18 protein-coding genes are annotated in these 16,636 nt (G+C 68.6%); 12 read left to right on the forward strand and 6 right to left on the reverse strand.

The features are described 5' to 3' along the window. Window positions 1-2: 2 nt before the first annotated feature. Window positions 3-410 carry a superoxide dismutase, Ni gene (sodN, locus tag BLR41_RS16835; protein ID WP_043576769.1) on the reverse strand — a complete coding sequence of 136 codons (408 nt, stop codon included), beginning with the start codon at window positions 408-410 and terminating at the stop codon, window positions 3-5. 84 nt (window positions 411-494) lie between these two features. Here sodN and sodX point away from each other — a divergent pair, with 84 nt between their 5' ends. Further along, a complete protein-coding gene (gene sodX / locus BLR41_RS16840) occupies window positions 495-809 on the forward strand; it encodes a nickel-type superoxide dismutase maturation protease (protein WP_092629740.1) in 315 nt (104 codons plus the stop codon). Between the two features lie 144 nt (window positions 810-953). On the opposite strand, the gene BLR41_RS16845 is transcribed toward sodX, so the two are convergent. Then, window positions 954-1,568: a dTDP-4-dehydrorhamnose 3,5-epimerase family protein gene (locus BLR41_RS16845; RefSeq protein WP_218120202.1), complete on the reverse strand. Its 615-nt coding sequence runs from the start codon at window positions 1,566-1,568 to the stop codon at window positions 954-956. Between the two features lie 365 nt (window positions 1,569-1,933). On the opposite strand from BLR41_RS16845, the gene BLR41_RS16850 reads away from it, so the two are divergent. Beyond that, window positions 1,934-3,157: an NAD(P)-dependent malic enzyme gene (locus tag BLR41_RS16850; RefSeq protein WP_092629744.1), complete on the forward strand. Its 1,224-nt coding sequence runs from the start codon at window positions 1,934-1,936 to the stop codon at window positions 3,155-3,157. A 402-nt stretch (window positions 3,158-3,559) separates the two neighbouring features. Then, complete coding sequence (locus BLR41_RS16855; protein WP_092629746.1) at window positions 3,560-6,097, forward strand: EAL domain-containing protein; 2,538 nt, start codon at window positions 3,560-3,562, stop codon at window positions 6,095-6,097. Between the two features lie 336 nt (window positions 6,098-6,433). On the opposite strand, the gene BLR41_RS16860 is transcribed toward BLR41_RS16855, so the two are convergent. Then, on the reverse strand, window positions 6,434-7,981 hold the full coding sequence (locus BLR41_RS16860) for a bis-aminopropyl spermidine synthase family protein (protein WP_092629747.1): 1,548 nt from the start codon (window positions 7,979-7,981) through the stop codon (window positions 6,434-6,436). Between the two features lie 285 nt (window positions 7,982-8,266). Here BLR41_RS16860 and BLR41_RS16865 point away from each other — a divergent pair, with 285 nt between their 5' ends. The 4 genes from BLR41_RS16865 to BLR41_RS16880 are packed head-to-tail and all read left to right on the forward strand — an operon-like array spanning window position 8,267 to window position 11,620. Continuing rightward, window positions 8,267-9,379, forward strand: coding sequence for an ABC transporter ATP-binding protein (locus tag BLR41_RS16865; RefSeq protein ID WP_092630317.1), 1,113 nt, complete (start codon window positions 8,267-8,269; stop codon window positions 9,377-9,379). After that, window positions 9,379-10,047: an ABC transporter permease gene (locus tag BLR41_RS16870; RefSeq protein WP_176798045.1), complete on the forward strand. Its 669-nt coding sequence runs from the start codon at window positions 9,379-9,381 to the stop codon at window positions 10,045-10,047. The genes BLR41_RS16865 and BLR41_RS16870 overlap by 1 nt, the downstream gene beginning before the upstream one ends. Further along, a complete protein-coding gene (locus BLR41_RS16875) occupies window positions 10,044-10,742 on the forward strand; it encodes an ABC transporter permease (protein ID WP_092629752.1) in 699 nt (232 codons plus the stop codon). The genes BLR41_RS16870 and BLR41_RS16875 overlap by 4 nt, the downstream gene beginning before the upstream one ends. Continuing rightward, a complete protein-coding gene (locus tag BLR41_RS16880) occupies window positions 10,739-11,620 on the forward strand; it encodes an ABC transporter substrate-binding protein (RefSeq protein ID WP_092629753.1) in 882 nt (293 codons plus the stop codon). The genes BLR41_RS16875 and BLR41_RS16880 overlap by 4 nt, the downstream gene beginning before the upstream one ends. A 141-nt stretch (window positions 11,621-11,761) precedes the next feature. Here BLR41_RS16880 and BLR41_RS16885 read toward each other — a convergent pair whose 3' ends face one another. Both BLR41_RS16885 and BLR41_RS22930 read right to left on the reverse strand, forming a co-directional pair. Then, complete coding sequence (locus BLR41_RS16885; protein ID WP_092629756.1) at window positions 11,762-12,613, reverse strand: class I SAM-dependent methyltransferase; 852 nt, start codon at window positions 12,611-12,613, stop codon at window positions 11,762-11,764. Window positions 12,614-12,806: 193 nt separating this feature from the next. Continuing rightward, window positions 12,807-12,977: a hypothetical protein gene (locus BLR41_RS22930; protein ID WP_218120203.1), complete on the reverse strand. Its 171-nt coding sequence runs from the start codon at window positions 12,975-12,977 to the stop codon at window positions 12,807-12,809. A 63-nt stretch (window positions 12,978-13,040) separates the two neighbouring features. Between BLR41_RS22930 and BLR41_RS24035 the strand changes: the two genes are divergently transcribed. The 5 genes from BLR41_RS24035 (at window position 13,041) to BLR41_RS16915 (ending at window position 15,577) form a co-directional block, all read left to right on the forward strand. Next, complete coding sequence (locus BLR41_RS24035; RefSeq protein ID WP_092629762.1) at window positions 13,041-13,676, forward strand: MFS transporter; 636 nt, start codon at window positions 13,041-13,043, stop codon at window positions 13,674-13,676. Continuing rightward, window positions 13,676-14,017, forward strand: a complete 342-nt coding sequence (locus tag BLR41_RS16900) for a hypothetical protein (RefSeq protein WP_092629765.1) — start codon at window positions 13,676-13,678, stop codon at window positions 14,015-14,017. The genes BLR41_RS24035 and BLR41_RS16900 overlap by 1 nt, the downstream gene beginning before the upstream one ends. Before the next feature lie 337 nt (window positions 14,018-14,354). Next, a complete protein-coding gene (locus tag BLR41_RS16905) occupies window positions 14,355-14,717 on the forward strand; it encodes a hypothetical protein (protein ID WP_092629768.1) in 363 nt (120 codons plus the stop codon). Window positions 14,718-14,870: 153 nt separating this feature from the next. Next, window positions 14,871-15,242 (forward strand): hypothetical protein, encoded by a 372-nt coding sequence (locus tag BLR41_RS16910; RefSeq protein WP_245694395.1) that lies wholly within the window; start codon window positions 14,871-14,873, stop codon window positions 15,240-15,242. Then, entirely contained in the window at window positions 15,239-15,577 is a 339-nt protein-coding gene (locus tag BLR41_RS16915; protein ID WP_143013111.1) for a hypothetical protein, read from the forward strand. Before BLR41_RS16910 ends, BLR41_RS16915 begins: the two co-directional genes overlap by 4 nt. Before the next feature lie 84 nt (window positions 15,578-15,661). Here the strand turns inward: BLR41_RS16915 and BLR41_RS16920 are convergent, their stop codons facing one another. Beyond that, entirely contained in the window at window positions 15,662-16,489 is an 828-nt protein-coding gene (locus BLR41_RS16920) for an IclR family transcriptional regulator (protein ID WP_092630324.1), read from the reverse strand. Between the last annotated feature and the right edge of the window lie 147 nt (window positions 16,490-16,636).

The following is a 16,636-nucleotide window of genomic DNA, read 5'->3' on the forward strand; positions in this document are numbered from 1 at the left end:
GCTCAGCCCTTCTTGGTCTCCCAGAAGATCTTGTCGATCTCGGCGATGTAGTCCAGCAGCTCCTGACCCGTGGCCGGGTCCATCGAGCCCTTGGTGCCGGCCGCACCGGCGGCCTTGGTGGCCTTGTTCACCAGTTCGTGCAGCTGCGGGTACTTCTCGAAGTGCGGAGGCTTGAAGTAGTCGGTCCACAGTACCCACAGGTGGTGCTTGACCAGCTCCGAGCGCTGCTCGGCGATGTTGATCGCGCGAGTGCGGAACTCGGGGTCCTCGTTGTTCTGGTACTTCTCCTGGATGGCCTTGACGGACTCGGCCTCGATCCGTGCCTGCGCCGGGTCGTACACGCCGCACGGCAGGTCGCAGTGGGCGGTTGCTTCCAGACGCGGGCCGAGAAGCCGCGACAGGAGTCGCATACTTCCTCCCTGAAAGTGACAGTGAATGCTCCGACGGGGCCGACCCTACTCCGTTACGATCGTCGTTGTCTTACGGAGGTAGGTGTGAGTTCGCTCGGTCGGCTGCGTTGGCGCAGGCTGCGTGTGCGTGGGCCCTCGATGGCTCCCACGTTGCGGGACGGGGACGTCGTGCTGCTGCGGTTGCGCACCGAACCGAGGCCCGGTGACGTCGTGCTCGTCAGGTGGCCGTCCAGACCGAATCAGCTCTCGGTGAAGCGGGCGGTGTGCCGTGCCGAGGGAGGGTGGCACGTCACCGGGGACCACCCCGCGGCCTCCACCGATTCCCGCGAGCTCGGCCCCGCCGAGGTGCTGGGGGTGCTGCGCTGGCGGCTGGTGCCGCGCCCGGGGCGGATACGTTGAGTAGCTCCCCGCTGGAAACCGGCCGGCGCGGTTCGGACGTGGGAGCCCCGCGGTCGCGGTAAAAACGATTCCGACTCGGGTTCGTGCTGGTCACGATTCGTGTCCGCATTTCCGGTGGTGGCGCGGCGCCCGTGGTTCGGCCCGTCACTCGGTCTGTCGTTGGGCGGAGCGCAGCCGGTCATAGTGCGCCAGACAGTCCTCGTGGCGCGGCAGGAGGCCCGCCTCCCTCGCCTCGGCCAGGGAGGGCGCGGAACGATCCTTTTCGGACAGCACCGGTTCCGCGTCGAGCTCGTCCCACGGTAGTCCGAGCTCCGGGTCCAGCGGGTTGATCGCGTGCTCGGCAGGCGGGTTGTACGGCGTCGAGCAGAGGTAGATCATCACCGTGTCCTCGGCGAGCGCCGCGAAAGCGTGCCCGAGGCCCTCGGCCAGGTACAGCCCGTTGTAGTTCCGCGAGTCCAACCGGACGGCTTCCCACCGCCCGAAGGTGGGTGAGCCGAGCCGCACGTCGACCACCACGTCGAGCAGGCTCCCCTGTGGGCAGTAGACGTACTTGGCCTGTCCCGGCGGGACATCCGCGAAGTGCACACCGCGCACCACGTTGCGGTGGGAGACGCTGTTGTTGAGCTGTGCGAGGGGCAGTGGGTGTCCGATCGCTTCGGCGAACGCCTCCTGCTGGAAGGGGGCCACGAACAGGCCCCGGTGATCGGGGAACACCGGAGGGGTGAATTCCACGGCACCGCTGATGCCCAGTCGACGCATGTCCACACCGGCAGCCTATTACCAGGGTTCTCCGCTCGTGGCGAGGGGAAAGTAGCGGTGGGGAAGCATCGACGGGAAGGGGGCGAGAGGAGTTTCTCCCCCGCGCGGGCGATCACCGGAACGAGTGTTGACAATTTGTTGAAGATGCTGGTGTGGTGTGACCCTAGTCGCAGACAGTCCCGGGGGTGGCTGACATACTCGGCGAACCGCAGCGTCCGCCGAGCCGCTGCCCGGACCTGGGCAGTCGGTCTCGGTCGCCCCTAGACGCCTCGTCGAGTGGCACCAGTCCACACGGCGTGCGACGTCGCCCATCTGCCGCTCGGGAGACGCTCCCGGTGGCCAGGTCAAGGCAACAGGAGGACGCCGTGACCACCGTTAGTGATCATCAGAACACGTCCGACTCCGCACCCGCGCAGGCCACGCCGAACGCGGAGTTGACCCACGAAGAGATATTCGGAGCGCACGAGGGTGGAAAGCTGGCCATCGCCCCCACCGCGGCGCTGACGAGCCCACGCGATCTGTCCATCGCCTACACCCCGGGTGTGGCCAAGGTCAGCCGTGCGATCAACGCGGACCAGACGCTGGCTTCCCGCTACACCTGGACCAGTGGACTGGTGGCGGTCGTCAGTGACGGCACCGCCGTGCTGGGGCTCGGCGACATCGGTCCCCGCGCTTCGCTGCCGGTCATGGAGGGCAAGGCGGCGCTGTTCAAGAATTTCGCCGGTCTGGACTCCATCCCGTTGGTGCTGGACACCACCGACAACGACGAGATCGTGGAAACTTTGGTCCGGCTGCGCCCCTCGTTCGGCGCGGTCAATCTGGAGGACGTGGCCGCGCCGCGGTGTTTCGATCTCGAACGCAGGCTGGTCGAGGCCCTGGACTGTCCGGTCATGCACGACGATCAGCACGGCACGGCGGTCGTGACGCTCGCCGCGCTGCGCAATGCCTGCCGACTCTCGGGACGCGACTTCGGTTCGCTGCGCGTGGTGATCTCCGGCGCGGGAGCCGCGGGGGTGGCCTGTGCCGAGATCCTGGAGGCCGCAGGGGTCGGTGAGGTCGTCGTGGCGGACTCGCGGGGTGTGATTCACCCCGGCAGGGACAACCTGACCCCGATCAAGGCGGAACTGGCCGAGCGTACGAACCCCCGGCACGTCACCGGCGGACTGCCCGAAGCCCTGCGTGGTGCCGATGTGCTCATCGGCGTCTCAGCGGGCACCATTCCGGAGGAGCTGGTGAAGACGATGGCCGACGATGCCGTCGTGTTCGCGTTGTCCAATCCCGATCCCGAGATTCATCCGGAGGTCGCGGCCAGGCACGCGAGCGTGGTCGCCACCGGTCGTAGCGACTTCCCGAACCAGATCAACAACGTGCTGGCGTTCCCCGGCATCTTCAAGGGGGCACTCCACGCCGGTTCCCGGATGATCAGTGACCGGATGAAGGTCGCCGCCGCCGAGGCCATCGCCGCCGTCGCCTCGGAGGAGCTGGCCGCCGACCACATCGTGCCCAGTCCGCTGGACCCGAGGGTCGCGCCGGAGGTCGCCGACGCGGTCGCCGAGGCCGCCAGGCAGGACGGGGTGGCCACGGCCTGAACGGCGGAATCGCTGCCGGAACCCCACGAGGACGCGCCCTCTCGGCGCGTCACTCGGGTGTCTCGGGGGAAGGGCGCACCCGGCCGCATCGGCCCGCCGGCACCGCCGTGCCACCGGAACCGCACGAGAACGCGGGGCCGGTCGAGACAGGCTCTGTCCTCGACCGGCCCCGAGCCGTTTCGGCACGATCCGGTGGGTGAGGCGTCGCGCGCCCGGGCAGCTCGGCGGCTTCCCGGTGAGAGCCCGCTCCGTGGCCGCCGGTTCCGAACATCACTGTGTGATTTGCTCGACAACGCGTCACGCTGTCGACAGGTGGACGTCCCAGCTTGAGAGAAGTCAGCCGTAACGGTGACGTAGCGCCCTGGCTTTTCACCCGAACGCCGGTATGGTGGGAATTCCCAGATGTGGCACATGCCACTACTGGGCGATCAGCCGGTTGCGGGGCGTAGCGCGAACGCAGTGCGATGCGGAGGTTGGTGCGTGACCGAACGCAGCAGACAGGACCGGCGAGCGGGATGCGGGAAGCCAAATCCCCCGGAGACATACCATCCGGTCGGTTCCGGTGTGACCGCCGATCTCGACGCGGCGGTGGAACCGTTGCCCGATGCGCCCGCACTGTTGAGCAGCCCGTCCGGCACGATCATCCGCGCCACCGACCAGGCAGCCACCCTGCTGGGGGCGAGCTCCGGTGGTGCTCTGCCGGGGCGTTCCCTTAACGAGCTGCTGACCGTCGAGGGGGAGTTCGTCAAGCCGAGCGAGCGTGCCGAGGACGTCTGGTTCCGCGTCCTGAGCTGGCCGAATCGCGGAAACCCGAAGTTGACGGTCACCCTGCTCGTCGACGTCTCCGACCTGATGACCCCCAGCGCGCGGACGTTGGCCAACGAACGCCGCAAGTTGCAGGACGCGCAGCGCGTGGCCGGCTTGGGCACCTGGGAGGGGAATCCGCACACCAACACACTCCGGTTGTCCGAAACGCTGCTGGAGATCACCGGCACCCCTCCCGGTACCGAGACCACGTACGAGTACTACCTCGATCACATTCATCCGGAGGACAGCCCGCGGGTCGACCGCTGTTGGCAGGAGCTGATCGACAACCACGTTCCCCTCGAGATCGAGTACCGCTATATCCGTCCGGACGGGGAGATGCGGATTCTGCTCGCCCACGGAGCAGTGATAACCGACGTCGCCGACCGCCCCCTGCTGGTCGGTACCGCCCAGGACGTGACCGAGCAGCGCACCGCCGTCACCCGCATGGAGCGCTCCAGCCAGCGCTTCACCGATCTGGTCAGCGTCGTGCCGGTCGGCATCGGGCTGTTCGACGAGACCGAGCGGTTGGTCGACGCCAACGACGCGATGTGCGAGCTGCTCGGTTACCGGTTGCAGGACCTGCGGGGTAACACGGTCAGCGGGATAACGCATCCCGACGACCCCTGGAATGGCCTCGGCGGAACCGAGCTGCGCCACGCCTCCAGCGATCGGCGCGAGGAACCGTTGCAGCGGATGCTGGCCCGCTCCGACGGTCGTCCGGTTTACTGCGAGCTGCACAGTTCGTTGTCGGTGCGCGACGACGGAACGAAGTCCTGGCTGGTGGTCTTCCAGGACGTCACCGAACGTCGTCGCAACGCCGAGGCCCTGCGGTTCCAGGCCACCCACGACGAGCTGACCGGACTGCCCAACCGGGCCGCGGTCAAGGAAATGCTGGGCAACATGCTCGCGGGGGGCGACCCCGATCGTATCGCGGTGTTGTTCTGCGACATCGACAACTTCAAGCGGATCAACGACTCACTCGGTCACGACGCCGGGGACGACATGCTCGTGGCACTGGCCCGGCGACTGGAGGGAGGACTGCCCGACGGCTGCATAGCCGCTCGTATCTCCGGTGACGAGTTCGTGGTCATCTGTGCCGACGTCCACGAGGTGGGCGGTACCGACTCGCTGGCCACGAGGGTAGCCGGCCTGTTGCGAACCGCCGTTCCGGTACACGGGCAGTTGGTTCGGGTGTCGGCCTCCATCGGTGCCTCCGTGCCGGACGGGAGCGACGACGGTGCCGATCTGCTCCGCTTCGCCGACGCCGCCATGTTCGAGGCCAAGCGGGGTGGCCCCGGCAGAGTTTCGTTGGCCGGTCCGTCGCTGATGGCCTCGGCGGACAGCCAGCTCCACCTGGAGGGGCAGTTGCGGGAGGCGCTGCACCACGATCAACTGACGTTGTACTACCAGCCGGTGGTGGATCGCCACGGAGCCATCGTCAGTGCCGAGGCGCTGCTGCGGTGGCCGCACCAGGAACGTGGCCTGCTCTCCCCCGGGATCTTCCTGCCGGTTGCCGAACAGGGCGGGTTGATGCGCGACATAGACCGCTGGGTGCTGCGCACCTCGCTGCGCGAAGCGGCGGAATGGCCGGGATCCGGCGCGACGGCGGTGTCGGTGGCGGTGAACCTGGCCGGGATGGTTCCCGGTGATCACGATTTCGTCGACTACGTCACCGACTGCGTGAACCAGGCGGGTATCTCCTGGGACAGGGTCGTGCTGGAACTGGTGGAGAGTTCCCTGGTCGATCTGCCCTCGCGCGCCCGGGCGGCCATGGCGGAACTGGTCGACCGGGGTGCCAGGTTCGCCGTGGACGACTTCGGCACCGGCTTCTCGTCGCTGGCGCGGCTCAAGGAACTGCCCGCGCAGATCATCAAGGTCGACCGCCGGTTCGTGGCCGACATCCACTCCGACCGCAGCGACTTCGCGGTGGCCAAGGCCGTCGTGGACATGGCCGACGCCATGGGGCGTTCCTGCATCGCCGAGGGGGTCGAGAACGCGCAGCAGTTCGACACCCTGCTCGGCGCGGGGGTGACCAAGCATCAGGGCTGGTTCTTCTCGCCGCCGGTTCCCGCCAGCGAGTTCCACGCCATGCTCGTCGAAGGATCCCTGATCGGAGCACGCGGTCCGAACTAGAACCTGTGGCAGAACTTGGTTACCCGGTCGGGTAGGCGGCACGTGAGTCGGCGCCTTGGGAGTGTTGGGCCGGCTCTTGAGTAGCGACCTGCGCGGCGAGCGGCCCGGCCTCGCGATGCATCCGACTCCCGCGCTCGAGACTCCCGCGCTGCGGCCCGCACGGTTACTTCCCGACGGCGGTCCCAAGGGCGTAAATTTCGTGAGAAATCGACGGGGTTCGGGGCCGCGCCGCCGCAATGGCGCGGCGATTTCGCGAGAAATCGACGTCCGCCTCGGGGGAATCGACGCTACCCCGGAATCGACGCTACCCCGGAATCGACGCCGCGCGGTGTCGGATCACGCGTCGGCTTCGGTGTGCAGCAATGTACTCAGCCGGTGGCGGGGCAGGTCGATCAGGCGCAGTCCCAGATCGGCGCTGTCGGCCACGAGCGCCTCCACGTGCTCCCGCGCCGCACGCTTGGTCAGCGTGGTCTCGGAGTTCGCGATCAGAGCCTCGCGCCAGACGTTGCCGATCTTGCCGTGTGCCCGGTGCGAGAGGTACCCGGCGATCCCGCCGCCCTGTTTTCGGCGCTCCGCGACCACGACCGCGTGGTTGGCGTCCGGTTTGCCGCGTTGGAAGCGTAGCGCGTACTTGGCGCCCACCACGTGCCACAGCGAGTTCTGCGCGTGCTCGCTGGTGATGTCGGGATGCCGGTTCGGGACGAGGAAACCCGCCCGGTCGGCGTTGCAGGCGAGCAGCATCCGCAGCAACCACGGTCCGGGATCGGCCCGGAGATCGAAAACCGGGACCGCCCCACCGGTCCGCAGCGGACGCTGCCAGCCGGGCGAACGCAGTTCCCCCACTTCGCTGCCGACCACTCCGCCGAGCGCCCGCAGGAAATCGGCGCCGGGGGCTTCCTCGCCGCTTTCCAGCGACTGCGGACCGTGGGTGTAGATAGCCTGCCGTTCACCCGTCGACCTGTGGGCTTTCGCGGTGGGCTGGCACACGTACAGCGCGCTCGTGCTCCCGATGGCCTCCGCCCCGTGGTACTCGTGGAAGCCGGTGACGATGTTCTCGAAGACCATGCCCTGCCGCAGCAGTTCCTGCTGCACCTTGTGCCCCAGCGCCGGTGTGCGCGGGCTGAAGCCGTAGGCCAGCAGCAGTCTGCTGTTGCCGTCGGCCATGGCCTCCGCGGCTCGTGCGGTGAACAGCCCCATTCCCTCGGGGGTGTAGGGCGGGTCGCTGAAGACCAGCTCGAATCCGTCCACCAGCGCCGTCGGCAGCCCGAACCGCAGGTCCGCGTGCACGGTGTGCACCGGCAGCTGGTGCTCGGCCGCGATTCCGTCGATGTGGGCGAGGATCCGCTCGTCGAGGTCGACCACGGTGACCCGCAGTTCCGGAACCAGCAGGCAGCTCGCCAGTGAGGTCAGGTCGTGGTCACCGAGCAGCAGCAGGTGGGCTCGGTGGAGTTCGTAGTTGTCGCGCAGCCACGCCGCGCGGCGCACCGCGGTCTCGGGGGTGGCAGTCACGTGGTCCAGCGCGGCGCAGGGTGCCGGGCCGGTTGCGATGAATTCGCGGAGGAGCCGCTCGACCTCCTCGTCCTCCCGGGGCGACTCGGTCTCACCGAACAGGAGCCGTTCCCGATAGCGCTCGTGAGCCGACTCCCGCAGCCGGTAGCCCTCCGGCCCGTGTTCGACGTCCTCACCCGCCAGCCGAATCAGCTCCTCGACCGTTCTGCGCGGTGTGCGGCAGATCCGCACCAGTTCCGGCAGGGTGTGCGCTCGGCGAATCAGCAGGGTGAATACGTGTCGCAGCGGACGTGCGAGCACGCCTTCGTGGTGGAGTCGCTCGCGAACCGCCTCGACCCCCACGGAGTCGGTGGCGACTTCAGCCTGGGTGCTCATGTCCCGTCCCGCTGTCGGTGTGCGCACTCGTCCGGTGCGGCGGTGCGCAACCAATTGTGCACATCGGCGGGTCTCCCACACCCCGGCGCCCGTCGTATTCGAAACGTGTTCGTCGATGTCACCGGTGTGAGGGCCGCCGGGCACGTTCGTATGATTTCCGCTGCCCGAACGGAGTAGTGATTACGCGTAAGTCTCATTACATCGCGTGAGTCAGCTGATCGGGTTAGGCTCGGCGAGGCTTGCGACGGTCGGCGAGTGACCGTCGGTGATCCGGGAGGGGGCTCGGTGATCGAGTTCCGGTCCGTGCGCAAGCAGTACGACGACGGCACGGTCGCAGTGCAGGAGTTGAGCCTGACCGTCCCCGTGGGAACGATAACCGTGCTGGTCGGCCCCTCCGGCTGTGGCAAGACCACACTGCTGCGGATGGTCAACCGGATGATCGAACCCTCCTCGGGGGCGGTACTGGTCGACGGCGACGACGTTCGCGACTCCGAGCCGGCCGGGCTGCGCAGGGGTATCGGCTACGTGATCCAGCAGGCGGGACTGTTCCCGCACCGCACGGTTCGCGACAACGTCGCCACCGTGCCCCGGCTGTTCGGGCACAGCCGACGCGACGCGCGGCGTCGGGCCGAGGGCCTGCTGGAACGCGTTGGCCTGCCCGCCGAGCTCCGCAAGCGCTATCCGGTGCAGCTCTCCGGCGGGCAGCAGCAGCGGGTGGGGGTAGCCCGCGCGTTGGCCGCCGATCCTCCCGTGCTGTTGATGGACGAACCGTTCAGCGCCGTCGACCCCGTGGTGCGGGAGGGGCTGCAGGACGAGCTGCTGCGGTTGCAGGGCGAGCTGGGCAAGACCGTCCTGTTCGTCACGCACGACATCGACGAGGCGGTCAAGCTCGGCGAGAACGTGGCGGTGCTGCGGCAGGGTGGCTACCTCGCGCAGTACGCACCTCCCGAACAACTGCTGGCGGAACCCGCCGACGACTTCGTGACCTCGTTCGTGGGGCGGGACCGCGGCTATCGCAGACTGTCCTTCGTGGCTTCGGACGGGCTCGTCCCCGGTTCCGTGGACACCGTTCGCATCGGCGACACCAGCGCGGATGTTCCCAGCCGGGCCGAGTGGGTGCTGGTGCTCGACCCGCACGACCGGCCACGCGGCTGGCTCCCCCCGGGAGCCCCCATCCACGGTCAGCTCACCGAGGACCAGCTGATCGCGGGTGGCTCACTGTACACCAGCGGCGCCCCGCTGCGCGGTGCGCTGGACGCGGCCCTGTCGGCTCCTTCCGGGCTGGGGGTGGTCGTGGACGAGGACGGCGTCCACCTCGGCGTGGTCACGGCCCGGCAGGTACTCGACATCCTGGAATCGCGGCGACATCCGGCGGTCGCCGAGGGTGCTACCCAGTGATGGAGGAACTGCTCAGGTACTTCGCCAGTCCGTCCAACCGCGAGGTGCTGCTGGAGCAGCTCGGCCAACACGTCTACCTCTCGCTGGTTCCGCTGGTGGCCGGGGTGCTGCTGGCGCTGCCGCTGGGCAGGATCGCGCAACGGATCGGCTGGTTGCGGGCGGCGCTGCTCGGGGGCGCGGGCATCGTCTACACCATCCCGTCCCTCGCGGTGTTCGTGCTGCTGCCCAGCCTGCTCGGTACCGACTTCACCTCCTCGCTCAACGTCGTCATCGCGTTGACGCTCTACACGACGGCGCTGCTCGTGCGCCCGGTACTCGACGCCCTTGAGGCGGTGCCCGCCCACGTCACGGTTGCCGCCACCGCGATGGGCTACCGCCCGCACCGCCGGTTCCTCGCGGTGGAGCTGCCGCTGGCGATCCCGGCGCTGACCTCGGGAGTGCGGGTGGCCTCCGTGAGCAACATCAGCCTGGTCAGCGTGGGCGCGCTGGTGGGAACCGGCGGGTTGGGGCGGTTGTTCATGGTCGGCTTCGAGCGGGACCTGGTGCAGATCCCGGTCGGAATCGTGCTCACCGTGCTGCTGGCGCTGCTGGTCGATCTGCTGCTGGTGCTCGGCTGCAGGCTGCTGACCCCCTGGGAACGCGCCGGTCGGGCGGTGATCGCTTCGTGATCACCGACATAGCGGCCTGGCTGCTCGACCCGGCCAACTGGACCGGCGAGGAGGGCGTGCTGCGCCAGGCATGGCTGCACCTGCTCTACTGCGTGTTCGCGGTCTGCGCCGCCGCTCTGGTGGCGGTTCCGCTCGGCCTCTACATCGGACACACCGGCCGGGGTTCGGTGTTCGTCGTGGGGTTCGGCAACGCCATGCGCGCCCTGCCCACGCTGGGGCTGGTGACCGGGATCGCGGTGCTGTTCCGGGGAAGTGTGGCGCTGGCCGCGCTGGTGGTGCTCGCTTTTCCCGCCGTGCTGTCCGGTACCTACGCCGGGGTGCGTGCGGTTCCTTCCCAGGCGGTGGACGCAGCCAAGGGCATGGGCATGACCTCGAAGCAGCGGTTGTGGCAGGTGGAGCTTCCCAACGCGCTGACCCTGCTGATGGGCGGCGTGCGCAACGCGATGCTGCAGGTCATGGCGACCACGGCTGTGGCGGCTTATGTCGGCCTCGGCGGTCTGGGGCAGTTGCTGATCGAGGGGCAGACGATCGGACGCTACGACCAGATGGCCTCGGCCGCGATCCTGATAGCGCTGCTGGCCGTGCTGGTCGATCTGGCCCTGGCGGGGCTTACCTGGTTGCTCGTACCACGCGGGGTGACGCTTACCGCCGCGAACACCGGGGCACGGCCCCGAGGCAGGAGGAAACAACGATGAAGCGGCTGGTAGCACCGGTGGTCGCCTTGGTGGCCGCCATGGGACTGCTGTCCGGATGCGCCGATCCCACCGAGTCGGGAGCCGACTCCGGCGGCCCGATCGTGGTGGGCTCGGCGAACTTCAGCGAGAGCCAGCTGTTGATGGAGATCTACGCCGAGGCGCTGCGCGGCACCGGTGCCGAGGTCACCACCAAGGGCCGCATCGGGGCTCGCGAGGTCTACGTCGGCGCTGTCCGCGACGGTGAGATCTCGGTGATTCCGGAGTACACGGGCAATCTGCTGCGGCACTTCGAGGAGAATGCCTCGGCCACCGGCTCCGAGAAGATCTACCGGGAGCTCGAGGGAGCTCTGCCGGACAGTCTGCGGGTGCTGGACTACTCCGCGGCAGAGAACTCCGACGTGCTCACGGTGACGAGCGGGACCGCCGAGAGCGGGCTGCGTTCCATGTCGGATCTGGGCTCGCGCTGTGGTGACCTGGTGCTGGGAGCACCCTCCGAATGGGCGCCCCGCTGGAAGCAGCGCATCTCCGAGGTGTACGGCTGCACCTTCGCCGACATCAAGAATCTGGAGGCGGGCAGCGTTCGGGTGGACGCGCTCAACGACGGTCGTATCCAGGTGGCCAACCTGTTCAGTACCACCGCCGCGATCGACCGCGACAACCTGGTGACCCTGGACGACCCGCAGAACATGTTCCCGGCGCAGAACGTGCTGCCACTGGCACACCGGGGAGCGTTGGACGAGAAGCAGGCCGGGGTGCTCAACAGGGTTTCCGAACAGCTGACCACGGCGGATCTCACCCGCATGAACAAGAAGATGTCGGTGGACAAGGCCAACCCGAAGGATCTGGCAAAGCAGTTCGTGAACCAGCTCGAACTCTGACGCGGCCTCGAACTCCGACGCGGCGCGCTGCCGCCCCGGTTGCCGGGTACTCGCTCGGCGGGACCTCCCCGCCTCGTGAGCGAGTGCCCGGCAACGTTCGGTAGCGCGCAGCGCTGAGTCAGGACAGCGGGTGCGCGGAAGTCAGGACCCGGAGCGCGCGGCCCAGACGGTACGTTCGGTGCGCACCGCGAGATCGTCGCGGCGCAGGATGCTGTCCGGCCCCTCGGTGTCGAGCAGCCGGTCGAGCGCGCTCAGGTCCTCGGCCGCCAGTGTCTCGGCGACACCACCGCGGAGACGCCGCAGGCTGCCGAGTGCGTACCTGCCGACCGCCTCGTCGCGGGAACCCTCGATGTCGACGGTGATGCCGCGCTCGCCCGCCACGGTGAAGCCCGCGGCGGTAAGTTTCGGCCCCCAGTCGGCACCGCGGTGGGGCACGTGTTCGGCGTGGAAGCGTTCTTTCGCGGCGTGGCAACGCTCCTCCAGGCCGGGGCGCTCCTCCGGGGCGTTCTCGGGCAGGAAGCGGGGAAAGCCCGCCAGCTCGACGACGGCGAGCAGCCCACCGGGGGCGAGGATCTCGTTGATCCGGCGCAGCGCGCGGTCGGGATCGACCATGTGGTGCATCGATGCGGACGCCCACACCAGATCCGGAGTGCCGAGCTCGGGCCAGGCGGCGTCGAGATCCGCCCGCACTGTTCGCACGCGCTCCGCCAGCCCCGCTGCCTGTGCCTTCTCGCGCAGCCGCTGGAGGTGCCCCGGCGAGGAGTCGACCGCCGTTACGTGCGCCTCGGGGAAGTGGTCGAGCAGGGCGAACGTTCCGGTGCCCGTTCCGCAGCCCAGGTCCACGATCTCGCGAGGGGGCGCCGTGACGGGCAGCCATGCGGCGATCGACTCGATGTGCTCGGCGAGTACTTCCGCGTCCAGCTCGAGGATCTCCGCCTGGTCCCGGTCGTGCTGGTGGTCGTGGTGCGCCTCGGTCTGATGTGTGTGGCTCATGGGTCCGACGCTAGAACTTCCATGCTTATTTGGCACATAAATTTGCCAATTAAGCAAATGCCGCAGCGCCCGTTGATGACGAGGAGTTTCGTTGCCGAACGCGGTGCCCTCGCGCGCCCGCGGCTCCCGTGGCGCGAGCACCTCACCCACCGAGGAAGGCATGCCCCCCTTCCGAGGACGGAACGCGGCTGAGTCAGGGCCGCGTCTGGTTGATGCTCATCGGTCTGATCCTGCGCATCCTGCTGGCGGCACTGGACCAGACGATCGTGGCCACGGCACTGCCCACGATCGCCGGTGATCCGGACGGTTTCGACCGGGTCTCCTGGACGGTCACCGCCTGCCTGCTCGGCCGGGTCGTCACCATGCCGTCGTACGGCACATTGAGGATCCGCTCGGCCGCAGACCCGTTTTCCTGTGCTCCATCGGCATGTTCCCGCTCGGCTCCGTGCTGGCGGGAATCGCGCGGTCGACGAACGCCTTCATCACCTTCCGCGCCGTCCGGAGCGTCGGTGCCGGTGGGTTGATGGTCGGGGCCCGGTCGATCATCGGTGAGGTCACCAGTCCCCGCTACCGAGGGCGCTACCTGAGCATGCTGGCGCCGCTGATCGGTGTCGGCACCGTGCTCTGGCCGCTGCTGGGCGGGTGCTTCACCGAGCAGCTGAACTGGCGCTGGATCTTCCACATCAACATCCCGCTGGGCGCTGTGGCGCTCACCGTGGTCATCCTGGTGCCACGGGGAGAAGCCGCTGGGAACCGAGCGCAACGCCGAGGCGGGGGCGAGCTCCGAAGCCCGGGAGAACGGCGCGCCCACTCGTGCGAGCGCCGAGCCGGTGGAGACTTAGTCGGGAGGCACCCAGACGGGAGGCACCCGGTCGGAAACCTCGCGGGCCGAGACCACGGCGATGACCACCGCCTCGGTGGCCACGGCGGAGACCGCCGCTGCACCCGGCCACCGGCCCGCGACCGTCCAGCAGCGGGCCGGATCGCTTCCCGGCCGAGTCCGTTGTGGACTTTTCCGCAACCGGTGGATTACGGTGCCGATCTTCCGGGTGCCGCAGGGTGATGAACTTATGGGACATCGCTGTTCCAGCGGTAGTACTGCTCATCGGCGTGGTATTCGTGGTGCGTGGCGCGCTCGGCAGCGTGGGCAGAGTTTCGGTCGGCTGCTGGGCCTCGTGGACCCGCGCGAACCGCGAGGGCGGCAGGAACCAGATCCTGCTCGGGGTGGTGATGCTTTGCTACGGTGGCAATCTGCTGTTGACGTGTCCCGTGTCCACGATCGCGCTGCTCGGCATGTTCCTGGGGCTGGTCGGCTACACCGTGCTGTCCATACTGCATCGTCGCAGGTACGGTTCCCGGCCTCCGCTGGACTCGCGGTACGCCTCGGAACGGGTCCGGCGGTGAAGGTGTCGCCGCGCTGAGCACCCGTGGGCTCTCATCCGGTCCGTGACTCCGGAGGGGCGGGTCGGATGACCGTGGTCGCTCTCGTGGCCGCGCTCGGTTATCTGGTCCTGGGGCTCCGACACCGCGGGCGGTACGGTCCGCCACCGCGGCCCGGAGAACGGTATTCCTCGAAACGCACGGTGGGATAGCGGATCGGTTCCAGGCCGCTCCCGCGCTCGGAGTGCTGTGCGCTCGGAACGCTGTGCGGAAGCGGAACTTTCGAGTATTCGGGTGAGTTCGCTGTGGAGATTTCGTAACGCGGCGGACACCGGGGCCCGATGTTTGGTATCGCGGAGTCATGGACCTGTCCGATGTCATGTTGCTGGTGATCGCACCGCTCGGCGGTACGACGATGATGGTCTACGGCGCGCTCGGCTGGGCGGGTAAGGTCTCCGCCAGTTCATGGGCGCGTTGGACCCGGGCTAACCGGGAGGGCGGCCGGAACCAGATGTTGCTCGGCCTGCTGATCGGAACGAACGGGATCGCGGCAGCCGTGCCCTATCCTGCTTCGGCTCCGCTGACCGTGGTCGCCTTCGTGGTCATGCTCGGGTTCGCCGCCCTGTCGATCCTGCACCGCAGGAAGTACGGTCCCCGGCCGCAGCCCGGTTCGGAGTCGCCGTACGCCGCGAAGCGGCTGGCGGGGAAGCGCCTCACGGGGTGACGGTTCGGTTCCTGCCAGTCGGATCCGCGATTCCGCTGGCCTGCTCGGCGGTGACGATGGCCGGTTTCCGGCCTGTTCCTGTTGGGCTTCCCGGTGGGGGATTTTTCGCCTGCCCGGGTGAGTCCGTCGTGGAGATTTGGTGACGCGGGCACGGTGGCGATCGTTCTCTGGTACCCCGGAGTCATGGACTCCTTCGATACCGCGTTACTCGTGATCCAGCTGCTCGGTGGCCTCGTGCTAGTGGTCGGTGGTGCGCTCGCCTGGATGGGTCGGGTCACGGCGGGTTCCTGGGAGCGGGGGACGCGGGCGAACCGGGACGGTGGCCGCAACGTGATTCTGTTCGGTCTGATGATCGGGGCGAACGCTGCCGCGGTGCGGTTGTCGGGCATCGGCTCGGATCTGCTGACCGTCGTCGCGTTCGTGGCGATCGCCGGATTCCTCGCCCTGTCGATCCTGCACCGCAGGAAGTACGGTCCCCGGCCGCAGCCGGGAGAGCGGTATTCCTCGAAACGATTGGCGGGATGATGGACTGGTTCCTGCTCGTTTCCCTGGCGGTCGGATTCGCCGGCAGTGCTGTGGCCGTGCTGTTCGGGACCCTTGGCTGGACCGGCAGGATAGCGGTACGTCCCTGGGATCGCGGTACGCCCGCGAGTCGCGCCGCCGGGCGCAACCAGGTGCTGCTCGGGCTGATGATCTCGCTGAACGGTGCCAACCTGATGCTGCCGGGTCAGGGGTCGAAGGCGCTGGGCATCCTCGCGTTCGCGGGTATCCTCGGCTTCTTCGCGCTGCTGATCCTGCACCGCCACCGGTACGGCCCACCCCCTCCGATGAGGTCCCGGTTCGCCGCGGACCGGCGGTAGTGCGCTACCGAGTTCCGGAGCGGTCCGGACTCGACAGCTGACCACGGCCGGTCTCGGCCGGCCGCGTGGACGACGGGTCGCGGCTCAATCACCTCGGCCGCTCCGTCCACCTATCCGGTTGGTCAGCTCGTCGGCGGTCGCCCGCACCAGCCGGGCGAGTTCCGGCCAGTTCTCCCCGCACGTGGCGCGGGGTCGCCCGCTCTCCGCCGCGGCCGTCCCGAGCGGCTCGCAGTGGTGCCGCATGGTGACGCTGATCGCGGCGGTGGGGCGCCCACCGTGGTCGAACGCCGCACAGGCTACCGAGGCGAACCCCTCGGTGATCTGGCCGTCCTCCACCGACCACCCCATCCGGTGCTCCCGTGTGAGCAGCCGCCGCAGTTCGGGAAGATCCCGCGGTCCCCGCTCGGTGCGCAGCACGAAGCTGTCCCCGCGGGGGAACAGCGCCCGGACCTGGTTGCGCGGCAGGTGCGCCAGCATCGCCCTGCCCGAGGCGGTCAACTGCGCGGGCAGCCGCACTCCCACGTCGGTGACCAGCGTCTGGGGCCGTGACGGCCGCTCCTTGATCAGGTAGAGCAGTTCGTTGCCGTGCAGCACGCCGAGGTGGGCGTTGTAACCCACCCGGTCCACCAGGTCCCGCAGCAGCGGTCCCGCCAGCCGTTCCAGCGGCTCGTGTCGCAGATAGGCCGAACCCAGTTCGAAACTCGCCACCCCCAGGCCGTAGCGCCGCTCCTCGGGCAGGTGGGTAACGAAACCGGACTCGGTCAACTCCGCCAGCAGGTGGTACGTCGTGGAACGGGGCAGCTCCAGCTCCCGCGCGATCACCGCAGCCGACACCGGGCCGGGACGCGCGGCCAGCACTCGCAGCACCGCGAGACCGCGTCGCAGCGCGGGCACCTCACTGCTGGATCCCAAGAGCTCTCCCTCGAACGAGACCGACCACCCCGCTGAACCGAGCCCGCCGAGCCCCACTCGGTGGACCGACACCCCGGAACGGTACGCCCACCCGGGAACGGGCCGGTGTCTGAAATCCCAGACACGAACACCGTATCCCGGCTTTCC

The organism is Actinopolyspora mzabensis (assembly GCF_900101095.1).
In the GTDB taxonomy this organism is placed as follows: domain Bacteria; phylum Actinomycetota; class Actinomycetes; order Mycobacteriales; family Pseudonocardiaceae; genus Actinopolyspora; species Actinopolyspora mzabensis.